Source organism: Chryseobacterium aahli (assembly GCF_022699665.1).
Classification (GTDB): Bacteria; Bacteroidota; Bacteroidia; order Flavobacteriales; family Weeksellaceae; genus Chryseobacterium; species Chryseobacterium aahli.
In genome coordinates this window covers 1-18,981 of the sequence record NZ_JALDNB010000005.1, presented here as the reverse complement: position 1 = coordinate 18,981, position 18,981 = coordinate 1, and the positions used below count along the sequence as shown (strand labels likewise).

Annotated in this window: 18 protein-coding genes and 1 rRNA gene; 4 read left to right on the top strand and 15 right to left on the bottom strand. The window is 33.8% G+C overall.

Features of this window, described 5'->3' with window-relative positions; genetic code table 11:
- Positions 1 to 317: 317 nt before the first annotated feature.
- On the top strand, positions 318 to 2,000 hold the full coding sequence (locus MQX03_RS10385) for a T9SS type A sorting domain-containing protein (RefSeq protein ID WP_242802981.1): 1,683 nt from the start codon (positions 318 to 320) through the stop codon (positions 1,998 to 2,000).
- A gap of 70 nt (positions 2,001 to 2,070) precedes the next feature.
- Here the strand turns inward: MQX03_RS10385 and MQX03_RS10380 are convergent, their stop codons facing one another.
- The 9 genes from MQX03_RS10380 to MQX03_RS10340 all read right to left on the bottom strand — a co-directional run bounded on the left by MQX03_RS10380 (position 2,071) and on the right by MQX03_RS10340 (position 10,194).
- Positions 2,071 to 2,490 (bottom strand): OsmC family protein, encoded by a 420-nt coding sequence (locus MQX03_RS10380; RefSeq protein WP_242802979.1) that lies wholly within the window; start codon positions 2,488 to 2,490, stop codon positions 2,071 to 2,073.
- Positions 2,491 to 2,498: 8 nt separating this feature from the next.
- On the bottom strand, positions 2,499 to 3,155 hold the full coding sequence (locus MQX03_RS10375) for a phosphodiester glycosidase family protein (protein WP_242802977.1): 657 nt from the start codon (positions 3,153 to 3,155) through the stop codon (positions 2,499 to 2,501).
- An 81-nt stretch (positions 3,156 to 3,236) separates the two neighbouring features.
- Positions 3,237 to 4,559, bottom strand: coding sequence for a DUF58 domain-containing protein (locus MQX03_RS10370; RefSeq protein ID WP_242802975.1), 1,323 nt, complete (start codon positions 4,557 to 4,559; stop codon positions 3,237 to 3,239).
- A gap of 54 nt (positions 4,560 to 4,613) precedes the next feature.
- Positions 4,614 to 5,642, bottom strand: coding sequence for an AAA family ATPase (locus MQX03_RS10365; protein WP_394801744.1), 1,029 nt, complete (start codon positions 5,640 to 5,642; stop codon positions 4,614 to 4,616).
- Positions 5,643 to 5,732: 90 nt separating this feature from the next.
- Positions 5,733 to 6,200 carry an IS200/IS605 family transposase gene (gene tnpA / locus MQX03_RS10360; RefSeq protein ID WP_242802973.1) on the bottom strand — a complete coding sequence of 156 codons (468 nt, stop codon included), beginning with the start codon at positions 6,198 to 6,200 and terminating at the stop codon, positions 5,733 to 5,735.
- Between the two features lie 86 nt (positions 6,201 to 6,286).
- Positions 6,287 to 7,444 (bottom strand): DUF4350 domain-containing protein, encoded by a 1,158-nt coding sequence (locus MQX03_RS10355; protein ID WP_242802971.1) that lies wholly within the window; start codon positions 7,442 to 7,444, stop codon positions 6,287 to 6,289.
- A gap of 12 nt (positions 7,445 to 7,456) precedes the next feature.
- Positions 7,457 to 8,266 carry a DUF4129 domain-containing protein gene (locus MQX03_RS10350; protein WP_242802969.1) on the bottom strand — a complete coding sequence of 270 codons (810 nt, stop codon included), beginning with the start codon at positions 8,264 to 8,266 and terminating at the stop codon, positions 7,457 to 7,459.
- A complete protein-coding gene (locus tag MQX03_RS10345) occupies positions 8,259 to 9,221 on the bottom strand; it encodes a DUF4013 domain-containing protein (protein WP_242802967.1) in 963 nt (320 codons plus the stop codon). Before MQX03_RS10345 ends, MQX03_RS10350 begins: the two co-directional genes overlap by 8 nt.
- The gene (locus MQX03_RS10340; protein ID WP_242802966.1) at positions 9,205 to 10,194 is read right to left on the bottom strand and encodes a stage II sporulation protein M; all 990 of its coding nucleotides are present in this window, start codon (positions 10,192 to 10,194) and stop codon (positions 9,205 to 9,207) included. Before MQX03_RS10340 ends, MQX03_RS10345 begins: the two co-directional genes overlap by 17 nt.
- Before the next feature lie 27 nt (positions 10,195 to 10,221).
- Here MQX03_RS10340 and MQX03_RS10335 point away from each other — a divergent pair, with 27 nt between their 5' ends.
- Both MQX03_RS10335 and MQX03_RS10330 read left to right on the top strand, forming a co-directional pair.
- Entirely contained in the window at positions 10,222 to 10,965 is a 744-nt protein-coding gene (locus MQX03_RS10335) for an RDD family protein (protein WP_242802964.1), read from the top strand.
- Positions 10,966 to 11,111: 146 nt separating this feature from the next.
- On the top strand, positions 11,112 to 11,402 hold the full coding sequence (locus MQX03_RS10330; RefSeq protein WP_129535070.1) for a GNAT family N-acetyltransferase: 291 nt from the start codon (positions 11,112 to 11,114) through the stop codon (positions 11,400 to 11,402).
- On the opposite strand, the gene MQX03_RS10325 is transcribed toward MQX03_RS10330, so the two are convergent.
- The 5 genes from MQX03_RS10325 to smpB form a co-directional block, all read right to left on the bottom strand.
- Complete coding sequence (locus MQX03_RS10325) at positions 11,391 to 12,362, bottom strand: glycosyltransferase family protein (protein ID WP_242802962.1); 972 nt, start codon at positions 12,360 to 12,362, stop codon at positions 11,391 to 11,393. The two genes, MQX03_RS10330 and MQX03_RS10325, sit on opposite strands and share 12 nt — an antisense overlap.
- Before the next feature lie 93 nt (positions 12,363 to 12,455).
- Positions 12,456 to 13,280 (bottom strand): UDP-2,3-diacylglucosamine diphosphatase, encoded by an 825-nt coding sequence (locus MQX03_RS10320; protein WP_129535072.1) that lies wholly within the window; start codon positions 13,278 to 13,280, stop codon positions 12,456 to 12,458.
- A 284-nt stretch (positions 13,281 to 13,564) separates the two neighbouring features.
- A complete protein-coding gene (locus tag MQX03_RS10315) occupies positions 13,565 to 14,305 on the bottom strand; it encodes a YebC/PmpR family DNA-binding transcriptional regulator (protein WP_242802960.1) in 741 nt (246 codons plus the stop codon).
- A gap of 95 nt (positions 14,306 to 14,400) precedes the next feature.
- Complete coding sequence (locus tag MQX03_RS10310) at positions 14,401 to 15,882, bottom strand: OmpA family protein (protein ID WP_242802958.1); 1,482 nt, start codon at positions 15,880 to 15,882, stop codon at positions 14,401 to 14,403.
- Positions 15,883 to 15,959: 77 nt separating this feature from the next.
- Positions 15,960 to 16,418, bottom strand: a complete 459-nt coding sequence (gene smpB / locus MQX03_RS10305) for an SsrA-binding protein SmpB (RefSeq protein WP_129535075.1) — start codon at positions 16,416 to 16,418, stop codon at positions 15,960 to 15,962.
- Between the two features lie 115 nt (positions 16,419 to 16,533).
- On the opposite strand from smpB, the gene MQX03_RS10300 reads away from it, so the two are divergent.
- Positions 16,534 to 18,156 carry an ABC-F family ATP-binding cassette domain-containing protein gene (locus MQX03_RS10300; protein WP_129535076.1) on the top strand — a complete coding sequence of 541 codons (1,623 nt, stop codon included), beginning with the start codon at positions 16,534 to 16,536 and terminating at the stop codon, positions 18,154 to 18,156.
- A 703-nt stretch (positions 18,157 to 18,859) separates the two neighbouring features.
- Here MQX03_RS10300 and rrf read toward each other — a convergent pair.
- Positions 18,860 to 18,967 (bottom strand): 5S ribosomal RNA (rrf, locus tag MQX03_RS10295).
- Between the last annotated feature and the right edge of the window lie 14 nt (positions 18,968 to 18,981).

Genomic DNA, 18,981 nt, shown 5'->3' with positions numbered 1-18,981 from the left:
CATCACATCAAACAGCATGGGCGGCTACAGTTGCAAAATTAATGAAACCTAGGCTGGCGTAATCATCTCTTTAAAGAAGAAAATTAAACCGAAACTTTGGAAGTTTCGGTTTTTTATTGTGAATATTTTTTAATTTATTAATTAAAAACAAGATTTAAAGTGAAAAAAAATCTAAAAACCCAACAAGACGATTCAAAATATAATATAAACAACAATAAGAATCAAAATGCATAAATTTGATAAAATTTCATTAATTACATTAAATAAAATACATCAATTTCACTATATTAGCACTACAAACGACAAATAAATTAATAATGAAAACAAAGCTACTCTTTAAGGGTGCCATTGCAGTGGCGCTCCTAATCTTTAATCAGGTTGATGCACAAGAATATCAGGCAATTACTATTCAAAGTGGTTTTAATGCTGATGTTATTGCGAATGGTGTTGGTGCGTCGGCAACATCAACAAATAATGATGTAGATGGTGTAAGCTATGCTTTTATATCTACAGATTTTAAACTTACAGCGGCAGACCCAGGATTGAGTTACGGTTTACCTACTACTGGCATTATCAATTCAGCTGTCGGTTCTACCGCAGGGCTCAATTACACAATGGCTCCTTACAGTTCTAATAATTCTTTACGGTTACAAAACACTAATGATTCTGGTACTCTGACTTTTGCTACTCCTACACCTGCATTAAGTCTTTATGTGCTTGCAACAGGTGGAAGTGGTGATACAGCAGTGGATGCTGTTGTCAATTTTTCAGATGGAACAAATCAGGCGTTTACGTCTTTAGATATATCAGACTGGTACGGTGGAAGTAATTATGCTATTCAAGGTATTGGAAGAATTAACATTACAAACAACAATCTTGAATCAGGAAACGGAACAAATCCAAGACTATATCAAATCCCTTTATCAATAGATGTTGCTAATCAGTCTAAAAATATAGTAAGCGTAACTTTTACAAAAACCGGAAATGGAGGAATTCCTAATATTTTTGCGCTTTCTGCGGATGCTTACAATCCTTGCCCAACCCCTACTAATGTAACTGCTACAACGACCGTTAGTGATGCAATTTTAAGCTGGTCAGCACCTTCCAGTGTACCATCTTCGGGATACCAATACTATTACAGTACATCTTCTACGGCTCCTACAGCAACTACTCAACCAACTGGGAATGTTACTTCAGGAACGTCAGTTACTTTAAATAATCTTACAACCGGACAAACCTATTATTTTTGGGTAAGATCTAATTGTGGTGGTTCTTCACAAAGTTTCTGGAAAATGAAAGAATTCACTCCTGGGCAGATCTCTGCAACATATACTTTGGGAGATATCAATACAGACTATGACGATATCGGAGTTGATACTTCATCCACCACAAACTGTCCTGGAAGTTTGTCCGTAACTATCCCAGCAGGTTATAAAATTTCTTCGACTTCTGTATCTTATGCTATGTCTACCGCAAGCAACGGTTGGATGTCGGAGCAAGAAAGCTTTTTGGTATGTACTACCAATGGTACAGCCGAAGCAAGTGTTAGTGAAGGATCAGGGAACGGTGGAACCTATTCATACAACAGAACAGGGCTTACTATCGCTAATAATCTTACAGGAACAGTAAACTTCGACTTAAGAGCATGGAGAACTTATGGAGATACATCCAACGGCTGTACTGCTAATTATAACAAAGTTGACAACAATACTTGGAAAGTGACCGTTACGTTAGAACCTATAGCACTATCTGCTAACGAAACAGCTCCTAAAACGAAAGAAAGATTAGCTTATCCCAATCCTTTCCAGGATGTTTTAAATATTGAAAAATCAGAAAATATCAAGCGTTTAACGGTTATGGATTTATCAGGTGTCACTGTGAAAACTGTTGAAAATCCTACTTCTACTTTACGTCTTGAAGGTGTAAAATCAGGAGTTTACATTTTGAGCTACATTATGAAAGATGGCAGTCTGAAAAGCACCAAAATTATTAAGAAGTAAAAAATCAATCTTCATAAAAACGAAAAAACCGGATAGCTTATCCGGTTTTTTTTATTGTAAATTTTGCTTGCTAAACTTTCTCTCCATTCACATAAACTTCATAACCAATTTCTACGTTGGGCTCTAAAGTTTTTGAAACTGAACAGTATTTTTCGAATGACAATTCTGATGCCTTTAAAGCTTTTTTAGGATCAATCGTTCCTTCCAAAAAGAATTTAACCAGAATTGATTTAAACGGTTTTGCATCTTCTACAGGAACTCTTTCGCCCTCCACCTCAGCTTTGAAACCTGTAATTTCCTGTCTTTGTTTTTTCAGAATTGAAACAACGTCTATTCCACTGCATCCTGCAACCGCCATCAATACGCTTTCCATTGGGGAAACCCCTTTTGCGCCGGGTTGTGATGTGTTATCTAATAAAATTGAATTTCCTTGTGAGTTGGTGCATTCAAATAAAAAATCGTCGTTTATTCGGTTGAGTGTTATTTTCATTTTTAAATTTATTTTTTTGATTCAGTTATTCCAATCATAACTCCAAAATCACCATCCTTTTGAATCCAATTTCCTTCAGGGTAGTAAGTTCTTGAAACAAAACCATCCAAATACAAAGCTTTTTTGCAGCCTAATTGCTTAAATATAGAAGCAAAATTATAAAAATTAACTTCATTCTTCGACATAACAAAAACTACATTTCCATTTTTTAAAATCCCTACTCCATTCCTGATATTAAGATTTTTGGAATTTTTCTTAAAAATTGGATTTATTTGGTCATTAATTAACAACATCGGGCCAGATTGAGTTGCATACTTGATGTTTGAATCGTGCTTGAATTTTTTTGTTTCAATTAATTCAGCATCATTATTTTTTGTCAGATAAAAGATTCCATTGGGATTCAGGTAGAAATTTCCTTCGCCGGATAATGTATCTATTTTGTTTAATTTTTTAAAATCTTCTATGTAAAGGCCTTTGGGGAAATTATTTTTTGCGAACATTCCGCCATTCATTACAAACTTCAAATTCTTATCTTCCCGTTCAACTTTCTTCTTTAGATTGTCGATACTTCTTAAAACTTTTCCATCATTGTCTTTCCAATAGAACGAAATATTTTCAACTTTGGGATTTGTTTTAAAAATCACAAAATCGTTTTCATTATTCAATTTTTCATTACAAGAAAAAAAGAAGTAAAAACACAGGATGATTATTGGGATTTTCACTTTAGATATTTAAGTTTAACCAATTTACAAAATCCCTCTCGCTTTTATCTCAAGATATTTATTAATCACCTCCACATTCAGATTTTCCGGAAGCGTGTAAACAGAGTAAATTCCGTACTTTCTTAGTTCCTGAATGATGAGTTTTTTTTCAAATTCAAATTTTTCAGCAATTACTTCATCATAAATTTCCTGCATACTTTCAGGATTTTTGTGAAGTAAAGTTTGTAATTCAGAATTTTTAAAGAAAACCACGACCAGCAAATGGTTTTTGGCAATTCCGCGGAGGTATTTCATTTGACGGTTTAAAGCGTCTAAGGTTTCAAAATTCGTAAACAATAAAACCAAACTTCTTTGGTTCACAGAATATTTTACATCCTGATACAATCTGTTGAAATCACTTTCAAAAAAATCTGTTTTAATATTATAAAGCGCTTCTGAAATTCTTCTCAACTGACCAGATTTATTATCGGCAGCCACTTTATTTTCTGTTTTTTTGGAGAAAGTCATCATTCCGGCTCGGTCGCCTTTTTTAAGAATAATGTGCGATAACGCCATACTCGCATTAATGGAGTAATCAAGTAGACTTAAACCTTTGAAAGGCATTTTCATTGTTCTACCCTTATCAATCAGCATAAAAATACGTTGCGATTTTTCATCCTGAAACTGATTCACCATCAGACGATTGGTTTTGGAAGTCGCTTTCCAGTTGATCGTTCTGATATCGTCTCCGGGAACATATTCTTTGATCTGCTCAAACTCCATCGTGTGCCCAAGCTTTCTGATTCTTTTGATACCGCCAAGCAAAAATTCATTTTGTAAAGCCATCAGTTCATATTTTCTGAGATGAACAAATGACGGATACGCTGGCAACATTGCATCTTTTTGAAAACTAAATCTTTTTGATACAAAACCCAAAGGTGACGACGCAAAAATATTTAAAGCTCCGAAGCTGTATTCTCCTCTTTCCTTAGGCTCAAGAATATATTGAAATAAAGTATTTTTACCTGACTCAATATGTTTTTCAATTAAAAAATCTCTCTTCTGAAACTGAAAGGGTATTTCATCAATAACTTTTGTACTGATTTTAAAACTGTAATTATTCTTAATATCAACTTTCACCGGATTTTGATCGCCGTTGGACAGTTTTTCAGGTAAAATTCTTTGTGCTAAGACCCCATCTTTTTCTCTGAACAAAAGTAAATAATCAACCATTGCTGCTAAAAAAACCAGCAACAAAACAACATGCCCAACAATCATTAAAAACGGAAAGAAAAACGCAAAAACATACAGAATTCCCACTCCGATGAGTGTGAAAAAAAAGCGGTTATTGATGAATAGGTTTTTCATTTTTTATTCAGTTAAAAAGTTTTCAGACAATCAAATCTAAATTCTTTTTGATTCTTATCTTGGGATTTCTATTCCTTCTAAAATTTGTCGGATGATTTCATCGGCGGTTAACCCTTCCATTTCTCTTTCAGGCGACACAATCACTCTGTGTCTCAAAACTGCATAACTTGCTTCTTTAATATCTTCAGGAGTCACAAAATCTCTTCCTCTCAGTGCAGCAAAAGCTTTTGAAGCTGTCAACAAAGCTAAACTGGCTCTTGGCGAAGCACCTAAATATAAAAACTGATTTTCTCTTGTATTGATGATGATTTTAGCAATGTATTCTATCAGTTGAGATTCAACGATGATTTCTTTTACTAATTTCTGGTAATTGCCTAATTGTTGCGCACTAATCACAGGCTTTACAACATCTGTTTTGTCCTCTTGTCTGCTTTCATGCTGGTTTTTGATAATTGCAATTTCCTGTTCAAGATTCGGATATCCAACATTTATTTTAAATAAAAATCGATCCAGCTGTGCTTCAGGAAGCCTGTAAGTTCCTTCATGCTCAATCGGGTTTTGGGTTGCAACCACTAAAAACGGAGCTTCCATTTCGTACTGCCTTCCATCCATTGTGATTTGTCTTTCTTCCATCACTTCAAACAAGGCAGATTGTGTTTTGGCTGGCGAACGGTTGATCTCATCAATCAAAACAAAATGAGAAAATATCGGGCCTTTTTTAAATTCAAATTCAGAATTCTTCATGCTGAAAACTGATGTTCCCAAAATATCAGAAGGCATCAAATCTGGCGTGAATTGTATTCTGCTAAAATCTACATCAATCGTTTTCGCCAAAAGTTTTGCCGTAATGGTTTTTGCAACTCCCGGAACACCTTCAATCAAAACGTGACCGTTTGACAGCAAAGCCACCAATAGATGCTCAATCATATCATGTTGACCAACGATTACTTTACCGATTTCAGATTTTACTTTTTCTAAACTTTCACGCAGTTCCATCATATCAATTCGTGATTGAAAATCATTTTCTTTCTCTAAAATGATCGGAATCGGTGGTGGTGTATTTTGGTTTTCTTGGTTTTCCATATTTTGTTCTATTATTTAAGCTCCGTAGGAGCGAAATGTTTGTAGTTTTCAGTTGGTAAAATTGGGTGGAGCTCCGTAGGAGCGGCATTTTTAACCGTCATAAAATTCAAACACATATTTTTCCTCGTATTGTATTTCAAATTTATTTAAAAGTTCAAGATACTCTTCTTTAAAACTTCTCTTTTTATGATGTTCTTCCTGATTAAGAATATAATTAACAACTTTATCAATCTGACTTTTAGAATATGAAAATGCACCATAACCTTCCTGCCAGTTAAATTTTCCATTTAGCCATTTTTGTTCATTAATAAATCTTGAAGAATTTGATTTAATGTCTCGCACAAAATCTGAAATTTTCAGATTCAAACTCTTAAAGCCTACAAGAATATGAACATGGTCTGGATTTGCATAAACAGCCAAGAGTTTTTGACTACTATTTTCAATAATTCCAGACATATATCTTTGTAAAACTTCTCTATTTGAAGGAGCAATCAGATTTTGCCTTCCCTTTACAGCGAAGATAAATTGAATATAAATCTGAATATAAGTATTTGCCATTTTTGTATCACTCCTACGGAGTTCAATTTAAAATTATCTGTTTGATCTACAAACATTCCGCTCCTACGGAGCTCGCCATTTTTAGATTACTTTAAAATATCATCTAAAATCTTATTCATTCTTGCCAGATCTTCCTTCATCACACTTGCGTAAGGATCTTGGGCTTTCTTTATTAAAACAACAGCTTCATTAATCAATTCAATATTTTTACCGGTTTTCAACTGAAGCTTTTTTGCAAATTCTTCGTCTAAATTCTGGGTATCAATCAATAAATCCAATCTTACTTTGTTGAGAAAATACTGCGCTTTTTTCGCCATCATATCATGAAAATCGCCTTCCTGAAGATAGAGGTTTCCAATACTTTTCACAAAATCGACGGAGGTATTTTTTAATGGCTCTAAAATCGGAACGATACGCTGCTTTCTTTTTGCATTAAAAAAAATAAACAAGATCAGTCCGCCCAACAAAAGCCACCATGCATATTTCAAGGCTGGATTTCCTAAAATAAATCGCATAAAAAATCGGGACTCTTTCGTATTTGCTTCAACAAACCACAATGTTTCTTTATCATCAAGATATGAAAAAACATCCTGAGCATATTTTGTATTTCCAGATTGTAAAAGATAGTAATTGGTTAAAAAAAGTGGCTCGCAATGCGCATAAATAGTTCCTTTACCGAATTTTGTTTTAATGAAATTAACTTGGTCTGTATTTTCATCTTCAACCGTTTTTCCTAGAGGCTGAACTTCTGGCTTGATATAAGAAAAACCTCTCCCTGACGGAAATTTATCCAATTTTATAAAATCATTCTGGTACTTTTTATCCGTAAGCTTAAGAACATTTTTGTCTTCAAATGAAATCTGAGAATCATAAAAACCAATACTGTCTGAGATTTCTTTCGGCATTTTGCTCATAATCAGCATTGCATTAGAACCATTTGAAACTTCATCAAGAATTTTCTTCCAGGATTGGATGTCGATATCACTTTCAATCACAAGAATATTATGCGGTTTCTTTTTATTTTGATTGTAATAATCGTATGCTGTAACGTCTATTTTTTTAAGATTATTTTTAAATAAATCTTTGACTTCTTGATTAAAAACGTATAATCCAAAAGGCGATTTTTCATTCACATCAAAATTTTTCCGCCAGTCTACAACTTCTTTTTTGTTAATTTCAAACAATGCCAAAATCACCATGATAATGATGAAAATTAAAGCATATATTTTGAAAGTTTTGTTCATTTTAAAATTTAATTAAGGTTTGAATGACTGATATTGTTCTTTAAATTTTGCATAACTCTGCTCATCGATGCTAAATTCACCATACCAAACATAATCGAAAATATAAGAGAGATTTGAAAATTCGTTTTTTAAATTCGGAGCTTTCAATTCTGCCACGTAATCTTTATTTGTTTTTTCAAGATTCCAAAGGATGAGTTTTTTGTCGCTGAGCTTTTTCAGAATATATAAAAACTGATAACGAACTGCCGAACGGTAATCTTTTGTGCGTTCAAAAGTAGCAATGCTTTCAGGGAAATTGATTTCATGGATGTTCTCATGAAGTTCCTCCTCATTGATGATGACTTTTTTATTTCTCTTCCCAAAAATGAAATTTCCATTTCTGCCGATGATAAATTTAACGATAAAATACAACAGAAAACCAACCAGAATAATTGCAAAAAGACGAATAATAACCGTTGTAATCTGTGCCGAACTTTCTAAACTTGTCTCTCCGAAAATACTCTGTATGATTTTCAGAACTTTCTTCATCAACTTTTCCCAGAAAGATTCTCGAGGTTTGGAAGTGGAATAATCAAACTCTTCACCTTTGTATCTCGACTTTATGTTTTCTTTAAATTTTTTAGGATAAACTTTATTTTCAGAAACAGGATTTTGAAGCAAAACAGAATCTGCAGGATACATATTTTTATAATGCCCAGTACTCAAAGAGTCTTCATAAGATTCTTCATAATAATCATCATAAACAACTGTGCTGTCTAGATCTTGGGCATTTGAGAACCCAAAAGAAAATAGAAACAATATGAAGAACAAGAATTTATTCATTGCTGCCAATCGTATCTATTTCTGCCAATTCTACCTGCTGATGAAGATCTCTTCTGCTGTCGTAATAGATCAAGCCGGAATTCACATACATTAAATTGGAAAGGAAAAATGAAACCAACAATGAAAATCCGTACATCACAAAAAACAATATTCCCATTGTTCCTGAGAACGGATTTTGTTCAAAGTTACCATCAGGTTCTGTCGTCATCATCGTTGCAAAAAATATAATCATCGGAATCATCGTAAAAATGGTGGTAATTACATACATGATGATAAATAGAACCAGCGTGGCACCCCAATATTTCCAATACGGAGATTTTTCTCTTCCGTTAGCGTAAGAAAACTGGGCGCGGATAGAATAGCTTAAACTCTCAAAGAAACCTCTGTTGCTGTTGAAGACATCGTACATCAGAAAATTCACAATATTCATCACCGTCGGAAAAACAAATAACATAATTGGAATTCCAATCAAAACGAGAACCAATGCATACGAAACCCCCAAAACAATAAAAGCAGGTGGAGTAACAATAAAAATCATCCCTAAACAAAGAATTGCAATTTTCTTACTATTGTTTTTAAAGTCATTTAAAATATTATCCATGCTGATTTTTGTTTCACCAGCCGCCAATCTTTTTAGATAAAAAACAGGATACAGATAATTGACAATCATCAAAACAACGAAGAGGACAAACGTCAGTAAACCGACAACGATAAACATCCCAAGATTGTCTTCAAAATAATTTTCAAGGTAAGAACTATTTCCACTCATATTCGACCCGAAAATCTGCATCAAAAGTTCTCTGTAACCGAAGATCACCACAACAACCATCAGAATAAGCAAAAGCCCATTCAGAAGAATATAGTTTTTAAAATAATTTTTACCGTATAATCTAAAAAATCCGAAACTGTCGCTGATGAAAGTTCCGAAATCTCTATTTTTATAAAACTGCATCATGGGCTGTCATTGCGTTATTTAGTTTTTTATTAACGATAAAAGGATAAACAAAATAGTAGAATCCTATGATGGTTAAACATCCGAAGATGATGATTAAATTTAAAAATTCGGGCATTTTTAAAGCGTGTCTTGTAACATATCCTTCAATAATTCCCGCACAGATGGTGAATGGAATGGTGCTTAAAAATATTTTAAATGAATCTTTCAATCCAATCTTTAAAGATTCAAATCTCGACAACGTTTTTGGAAAAAGTATGGATGTTCCCAAGATCAGTCCGCACATCGCTTCTACAACCATTGCAAATATTTCAAAAACTCCATGCAACCAAATTCCTCTTGCACTGTCTTTTAAAGCCCCATAATCGTAAAAAAAGTACTGAAATGAGCCCAACATCACAGAATTGGAAAGAAGAACATACAAAGAACCAATCCCTCCAAAAATTCCGTAGAGGTACATTTTTGCACCAACGCCAATGTTATTTAAGGTAATTCCTATCGTACTTCCCCACGTCGAACCGCTTTGATAAACTCCGACGGCATTCCCTGCTTTGATATTTTCGATGGTCGTATTTACATAAGATTCACCCAAAATAATATTGGCAAAATCTTTATCGTAAATCGCCGACAAAACGCCCATCGAAGTAAAGAGGATGAAAAATATAAAAGCGTACATCAAATATCTTCTGTACTGATACACCAAAAGCGGAACTTCAGTCTTGAAAAAATACAGCATTCTGTTTTCTTCAACTCTTTTTGTCTTATAAATTTTCTGGAAAATCTGAGATGAAAGGTGGTTAAGGTAAACCGTCGTATTACTTTTCGGGTAATACGTCTGGGCAAAAGAAAGGTCATTAATCAGATTAATATACAGTGAAGACAGGTCGTCAGGATTTTTTTTAATTTTCCCTTGAATAACCTGTTCGATTCCCAACCATTTTTCTTTATTTTGTTTAATAAAATAAACTTCTCTCATAATTGTAAGGCTAAAATAATAAAAATTATGTCTCAAATTGCGATTAATACCTCACAAAATGTAAATATTAACTTTAACATTTCAAGTATTGGTGAAAGATTTCTTGCCTTCCTCATCGATTCTGTGATTAAGATTGCTTACGGCATTGCTATTTTGTATCTTTTTTTCAGCGTTTTTGATTTGGGATACATTCTAAATGATCTTGATTACTGGTCACAAGGCGCTGTTTACAGCATTCTTCTTTTCCCGACGGTTATCTATCCCGTTGTTTTAGAAAGTTTAATGGAAGGACAAACTCTTGGTAAAAAAGTGATGAAAATTCGTGTGGTGAAAATTGATGGTTATCAGGCAAGCTTTGGAGATTATCTGATTCGCTGGGTTTTCCGAGTGATTGATGTTTCTGTTCTGATTGTTGGCTTCATTACGATGATTGTTACCAAAAACAACCAACGTTTTGGTGATATTGCTGCCGGAACCGCTGTGATTTCATTAAAAAATAACATCAATATTTCCCATACTATTTTAGAAAATCTTCAGACTGATTACATTCCTACTTTCCCACAAGTGATTGGTTTGAGCGATAATGACATGAGAATTATTAAAGACAATTATTTGAAAGCTTTAAAAATTGATGACCGACAAATCATTACCAAACTTTCTGACAAAATAAAAGGCATTTTAAAATTGGAAGTTGACCCGACAAAAATGACCGAAAGACAGTTTATTGGAGTTGTCATCAAAGATTACAACTATTACACAGGGAAAGATTAGCTTGAAATTTCGTTACGAATTAATTGTTTTATTCAAACGAATTTTTAATCTGATTTGTGTTATGAATATTCGTCAATTAGTGCCAAGAAAATTAGTAGTCTACAAATCGGTTCAATTTTTGTAAATTTTAAAACAAAATCAAACGTATGCAATTCGAAAATAATAAATCAGGAAACGGCGGAGTGATTACCCTCAGCAACGAGATCAAAGAAGTGGGAAGATTAACCTACACGATCTTTCCGGAAGAGAATAAGCTGATTATTTCATTTGTACTCGTTCACCCCGAATTTGAAGGTCGTGGAATGGGAAAATACTTGGTGGAAGAAGCCATTAAATTTTCTAGAGAAAACAAATGGAACGTTTATCCACACTGTTCGTACGCCAGATCAGTAATGAAAAGAATGAATGATGTGGAAGATATTCTTTTAGAACGTTAATACTTCATTTAGAATAATGTCCTCAATATCGTCAGGATAATTTACTTTAAAATGAATATCAGAATGTACCCAATTTCTAATTTCCTTCACATTCAGGATTTTAGAATTGGGAATTCCCATTTTGTCTAAAGCGCAGGCATTACATTCCTGTTCATATTGATTGTGAATAGGGATTACAAATAATTTTTTATCCATGAAAAGTGCTTCGGCAGGACCTTCAAAACCTGCATTACAAAGTATTCCTTCACAACTTTCAAAACATTCTAAGAAATGAGTTTCGTCAATCGGATAAATTTCAATATTGTCTGTTTTACTGTGAATTTTAGTATACTTCGAAAAGACTTTCCACTCAACAGGAATCTGATTTAAAACTTTCGTGATATTTTCATCAGAAAAACTGGGAAGATAAACCACGTAAAATCCTTTTTTGGCAGGATTTAAATTTCTGATTTTTCTTCTAATAACAGGCTTTTTGATTTGAGAATGATATGTGTCAAAATGAAACCCTATTTTATCTTTACTCGGACAGTAATGTTTTAAAACCATTTCACCAAAGAAATCTTTCTTGTTGGGTTTTGGCGTTTCCTTAAAACTCATTGATGCCTGATGGCTTAACTCAAGCATTTTTAAATTTCTCAATTTACAAGCCCATCCTGTAAGCGGTTCGTAATCATTAATAATCAAATCATATTGACTCAACTCAATTTGTCTGATTGTATTGATGGCTTCGAGGAAATTATTTTCAAAAAGAATCTTTTTATATGAAATCCCACCTGTTTTATTATAGAGAAGTGAGACTCCACGATGTTTGAAATCTATAGGAAAATCTGTTTTTAACTGTGATTGATGACCACTTATCAATGTATCTACAGATGCATATTTTTTTAAAATAGGAATGATCTCCTGAGCTCTCGCAACATGGCCGTTTCCTGTTCCTTGAAAAGCGTATAAAATTTTCATCTATAAATGTTTACTATTTTCATGTGGTCAAATGAAATCCTCAAATAAAAATATTTTCGGATCAAGAATATTTGAATTGTTCTCGATTTCAAATTAAGTAAATTGAGTAACTATTTTTAAAAGATCAGAATTATTCATATCCTGAATTTCTTCGGTTTCATCGTCTTTCAACAAATGTTGGTGCTCTTCATAATGAAAGATTTTCCATTCGCCATCATTGTATTCTAAAGCGGAAAGATTCTCAATCCAATCACCTGAATTTAAATAGGTACATGAACCTTTTTTAGTAACAACCTCACGGATTTGCGGCTGATGAATGTGCCCGCATATTACAAAGTCATATCCATTATCAATAGCCAGCTCAGAAGCTGTTAATTCAAAATCTCCAATATATTTAACCGCTTTTTTAACGTTGTTTTTGATCTTTTTTGAAAATGAATATTTTTCTTTACCCATTTTATCTAAAAACCAATTCACAACATTATTAATCACAATTAAAAGATCATAGCCTTTTCCGCCAAGTTTCGCAATCCATTTTGAATGCTGCACAGATGCATCAAAAACATCACCGTGAAAAATCCAGGTTTTCTTTTCGTTTAAATTTAAGCAAAGTTTATTAATGACTTTTAGCTTACCCAATTCAAAATCGGTAAACTTTCTGAACATTTCATCGTGATTGCCAGTGATGTAGTATACATCCGTAGTTTTTGTGGCAAATGAAATGATTTTTTTTATCACTTTTAAATGAGGCTTAGGGAAGTAAGACTTTTTGAACTGCCAGATATCAATGATATCACCATTTAAAACTAATGTTTTCGGTTGAATAGAATTAAGATATCTCAACAGTTCTTTAGCTTTACATCCGTAAGTTCCCAAGTGTACATCCGAAATGACAACCAATTCAACGTTTCTTTTCATTTGCAGACTGCTTTATAATCAAATAAATATTTTCATTATCGATTCTATTAAATCAATAACGATTCAAATATGATTTTATGCAAAGAAACTACATGAAAATGAATTGTATATGAATGCTATATTATTTTTATGACTCTCAGCTACTGATAGGCATAAAATAGCCACGAATATACAAATGCAATCTTGCTATTTTCCTTTGAAGAAATTTCTAATGGATTCAAGATTTGATAATTCGTGTATTCGTGGCAAAAATTATTAGTCGCAGACGGATAATCACATTATTTTTATAGTGAGCCAAGCAACTCATCTGTAATTTCCATATTGTGATATACGTTTTGTACATCATCATCTTCTTCAAAACGGTCAAGCATTTTCATATTGGCTTTAAACTGTTCTGCTGTCACTTCTTTAATATTGTTTGGAATTCTTTGAAGTTCTGCAATTTTCACTTCAATTTTCAATTCATCTAATTTATGAGACAATGATCCGAAATCTTCGAATGCTGTCGTAATCATCACTTCCTCATCATCTTTTTCTACATCTTCAGCTCCAGCGTCAATCATTTCCATTTCAAAGTCGTCCCAATCCATTTTAATCTGCGACAAATCGATACTGAAAATTCCTTTTCTATCAAAAATAAAAGCCAATTCACCATTCTTTCCTAAGTTACCATCAAACTTGTTGAAAATCGCTCTTACGTTGGCAACAGTTCTTGTGGTATTATTCGTAGTGCATTCAACAAAAAATGCAACGCCACCTTGTCCGTAACCTTCATAATTGATCTCTTCATAGTTCTCAGCATCAGCACCACTTGCTTTCTTGATAGCTCTCTCTACATTATCTTTAGGCATGTTGGCACCCTTTGCATTTTGGATGCATCTTCTCAATGCCGGATTTGCTTCCGCATCAGGACCGCCAGCTTTTACCGCTAAGGCAATATCTTTACCAATTTTAGAAAAAGTTTTGGCCATTTTATCCCAACGTGCCATTTTCGAAGCTTTTCTATATTCAAATGCTCTTCCCATTTTATATTTTAAATTTTCACAAAATTACTCAAAATCAACAACAAAAAAAATACCCCCAGAAAAATCTGGAGGTATTTATTATTTAGAAAAATTAATTATTTTTTCTTTTTAGCAGCAGCTTTTTTCTTAGCTGGAGCTTTTTTAACTGGCTTAGAAACAGTCATATCATTTTTCTTCATAGTTTCCCATTCAGAACCTGATACTGCTCTTACGATAACTTTTCTATCGCTCATTCTTTCAGCATCTGTAGCCGTTTCTGGAACTTGAGCTTCTTGCTCACCGATACCAATTGACTTCAAGATTACTGGGTTTACACCTCTAGCTTCTAAAGCAGCAACTACAGAAGCAGCTCTTTGCTTAGAAAGATTCAAGTTGTAAGAATCACTACCTTTTTTATCTGTCATACCAACAACGACAAAGTTTTCAGCAGGAGCATCTTTAATAATCATAGCAGCTTTATCTAATCTACCGCTAGATTCTGGTCTGATAGTAGCTTTGTTGAAGTTGAATAAAATTTCTTTTAATTCTTCAGTAACTACATCAACAGTTTTTGGTTTAACTGGAGGAGGACATCCGTTAAATTCTGGAACTCCAGGAACAGTAGGACAAGCATCATCTTTATCTAAGATACCATCGTTATCTGTATCTGGCCAAGGACAACCATTGTTTTCTGCAGGACCAGCAACTGTAGGACAAGCATCATCTTTGTCGATAATACCATCTCCATCAGTATCTGGCCAAGGACAACCGTTGTTTTCAACTGGACCAGCAACATCTGGACACTGATCGTCTTTATCTGGAACTCCATCTCCGTCAGTATCAGGACATCCTTGGAATTCTGGTAAACCTGGTGTATCTGGACATAAATCGTCTTTATCTAAGATACCATCCTTATCTCTGTCTCTGTTTCCGAATCTAAAGTTCAAAGAAGCAGAAGCTTGCCAAAAGTTAGCAACACTTGATTTGTCACCAGGAGTTGAAACGTAATCTCCTTGTACACCAAGACCAAAGTTCTTAGTCAACCAGAAGTTCACACCAGCACCTGTAGCAACTGCAAAGTGATTAGCTTTACCGTTTTCGTTACCTCCGTCACCGTTAGATACAGTTTCACCTGTCCAGTCAGTTCTTGGGAAAGTAAGAGCAGTGTAATCATGTCTAAGGTAGTTAGCACCTACTCTTAAATATGGATCAAACCAAGACTCTTCATTCCAAAGTAGACCTGCAGCTTTAGCTTGGAAACCAAGACCAGTCATTAACATGAACTCTTTACCCATGTTAAATCTTTGGTTATCTACGTTACCAACAGTAGTCTGCCAGTCGATTACCAAACCTTTACCGATGTTTCTCGCAACAGTAAGTTTAGATAATGGTGGAGTGATTGAGAAGTTGTTCATGTTGAACATAGTCTTCGTCAAATTTGTAGCAGAGAACGTATTACTGAAGTTACCTGCCTGTGCTTTATGGTTCTCTGCGTGAGCACCAACTCCGATCAACCACGGGTTGTTGGTAGTCTGAGCGAACACAGTAGAGGCAACAGTAAGCGCCAATGCTGAAATTCCTAATTTTAGATTTTTCATAGAATTAAATGATTAAATAATTGATATTGCAAAATAAATATAATTTTTCTTTATAAACAAAGTTTTCAGGATGATTTTTAACTTTTCTTTAATATTCTATCGAGGGTTCGTTTACTTTCTCTATCTTTTATTGCTTCTCTCTTATCAAAAAGCTTTTTCCCCCTTCCCAACGCTATCAGCACTTTAGCTTTGCCTTTATCGTTGATATATAATTTTAAAGGTATAATCGTGTTACCTGCATCTTTGAGTTTTTTTTCGAGTTTTAACAATTCTCTTTTGTGCAACAGCAACTTTCGTTCCCTTTTTGTTTTATGATTGTAAAAAGTTCCTAATTTATACTCATCAATCATCATGTTAATGATATACAATTCCCCATCAATAAACTGACAGAAGGCTTCTGTGATTGATGCTTTAGAAGAACGTAAAGATTTTATTTCGGTTCCGGTAAGCACCATTCCGGCCTCCAATTCTTCAATAAATTCATATTCAAAACGCGCTCTTCTGTTAAATATATTAACTGTTTTTTCGATCTTCATATCTAAAATTTCATTAATGTAATATACAAAATTACCTTACATTAAAAACTTGAGTATTACAATATTATAAATACCCGATTTCTTTTCGTAATTTTGCGCCAAATTTACAAACTATATGTTAACAGTATCTAACTTATCTTTACAATTTGGGAAAAGAGTTCTTTTTGACGAAGTAAACATTATGTTTACCAAAGGAAACTGCTATGGGATCATCGGAGCAAATGGAGCAGGAAAGTCTACATTCCTTAAAATACTAACAGGAAAGCAAGATCCAACTACAGGACACATATCTCTGGAACCAGGGAAAAGAATGTCAGTTTTGGAACAGGATCACTTTGCATATGATCAATTTACAGTTCTTGAAGCTGTTTTAAGAGGAAATAAGAAATTATTCGAGATAAAAGAAGAGATGGATGCTTTGTATGCCAAAGAAGACTTCTCTGATGCAGACGGAATCAAAGCAGGTGAGCTTGGTGTTGTCTACGAAGAAATGGGTGGATGGAACTCAGAATCTGATGCGCAAACCATGCTTTCTAATGTAGGCATTAAGGACGATATGCACTGGCAAATGATGAGTGAACTTGAGAATAAAGACAAAGTAAAAGTTCTTTTGGCTCAGGCGCTTTTCGGAAATCCTGATGTATTGATTTTGGATGAACCTACGAATGACTTGGATATCGACACCATCGCTTGGTTAGAAGATTTCTTGGCAGATTATGAAAATACAGTAATCGTTGTATCTCACGACCGTCACTTCTTAGATACCGTTTGTACACACATCGGAGATTTAGATTATGCTAAATTAAACCTTTATACAGGTAACTACTCTTTCTGGTATCAGGCTTCACAATTAGCGACAAGACAAAGAGCTCAGGCTAACAAAAAAGCAGAGGAGAAGAAAAAAGAACTTCAGGATTTCATCGCAAGATTTAGTTCAAACGTTGCGAAAGCTAAACAAGCAACCGCAAGAAAGAAAATGATCGATAAATTGAACATCGATGATATTAAACCATCTTCAAGAAGGTATCCCGCAATTATTTTCGAAATGGAAAGAGAAGTTGGAGATCAGATTTTAGATGTTAAAGGTCTAGAAAAGACAAAAGACGGAGAATTATTGTTCTCAAACATTGATTTAAATCTTAAAAAAGGAGATAAAGTTGCCATCATTTCAAAAAACTCTTTAGCAATTACAGAATTTTTTGAAATTTTAGCTGGAAATAATCAGGCAGACAAAGGAAATGTAGCATGGGGAGTTACGACAAACCAATCTCATATGCCTTTGGATAACACAACTTTCTTCCAAGAAGACATCAATTTAGTAGATTGGTTGAGACAATTTACCAAAAATGATGAAGAACGTCACGAAGAATTTATGAGAGGATTTTTAGGAAGAATGCTATTCTCAGGAGACGAAGCTTTAAAGTCTTGTAAGGTACTTTCCGGAGGTGAAAAAATGAGATGTATGTTCAGCAGAATGATGCTTCAGAAAGCCAACGTATTGTTATTAGATGAGCCTACCAACCACTTAGACCTTGAAAGTATTACAACATTGAACAACTCATTGTCAAACTTCAAAGGAAATCTTCTATTATCGTCTCATGACCACGAAATGCTACAAACAGTTTGTAACAGAATCGTTGAATTGACACCAAAAGGAATAATCGACAGAGAAACAACTTACGATGAATATCTCGCAGATAAAAAGATTAAAGAACTGAGAGAAAAAATGTATTCTTAATTAGAATTACATTAAAATATTTAATCAGGGTAGATTTTTCTATCCTGATTTTTTTATTAATTTAATGTAAATAATTGACTTGATGAAGTGCGAAAATAATATTTTGAATTTCAAATAATTCTTTAAAAACAAACATTTTCAAATTCCAGGAGCTTGATCCAGCTCTGCACTATATCTTTTTTGTGCCCGTGCTTTTACCGGATAACAAAAAAGGATGCCGTTGCGATCTGGGCTAGGGGTGACTACATTCTTTGATTATCTGTCAAAAAAACAATGATTTTTTTTATTTTCAAAGCTTGATTTTGATGAATGATGAATGATGAATGATGAATATTCAAAATTACATTTGTGTGGGTATTTTAATATGAATAAAAATTATCTTGTATTCATATTAAAATGAAGCTTATGAATCATCTTAAAACAATTACAATATATAATTTTCCAAGACGTGTAGTTGTTTCCAAAAGCTAAACACTTAAGTTCTTTTACTTTTACCTCAATTTCTAAAATTCAGAACAAGAAAAGTCTCCTACAAATCCATGCATGAGGCTTCTAAAGGTTAGTTAGTTAGTTAGTTAGTTAGTTAGTTAGTTAGTTAGTTAGTTAGTTAGTTAGCTAGCTTTAAACTTAGATTCTAAGGTTTAGGTCAGGTTTAGGACAAAAAAAAATCCTCAATCAAGTAAATGATTGAGGATTTAAAAAAAACTGGCGGCGACCTACTCTCCCGCTTTCGCAGTACCATCGGCGCTGGTGGGCTTAACTTCTGTGTTCGGAATGGGAACAGGTGAGCCCCACCGCTAAAACCACCCTAAAGGTTGTATATGG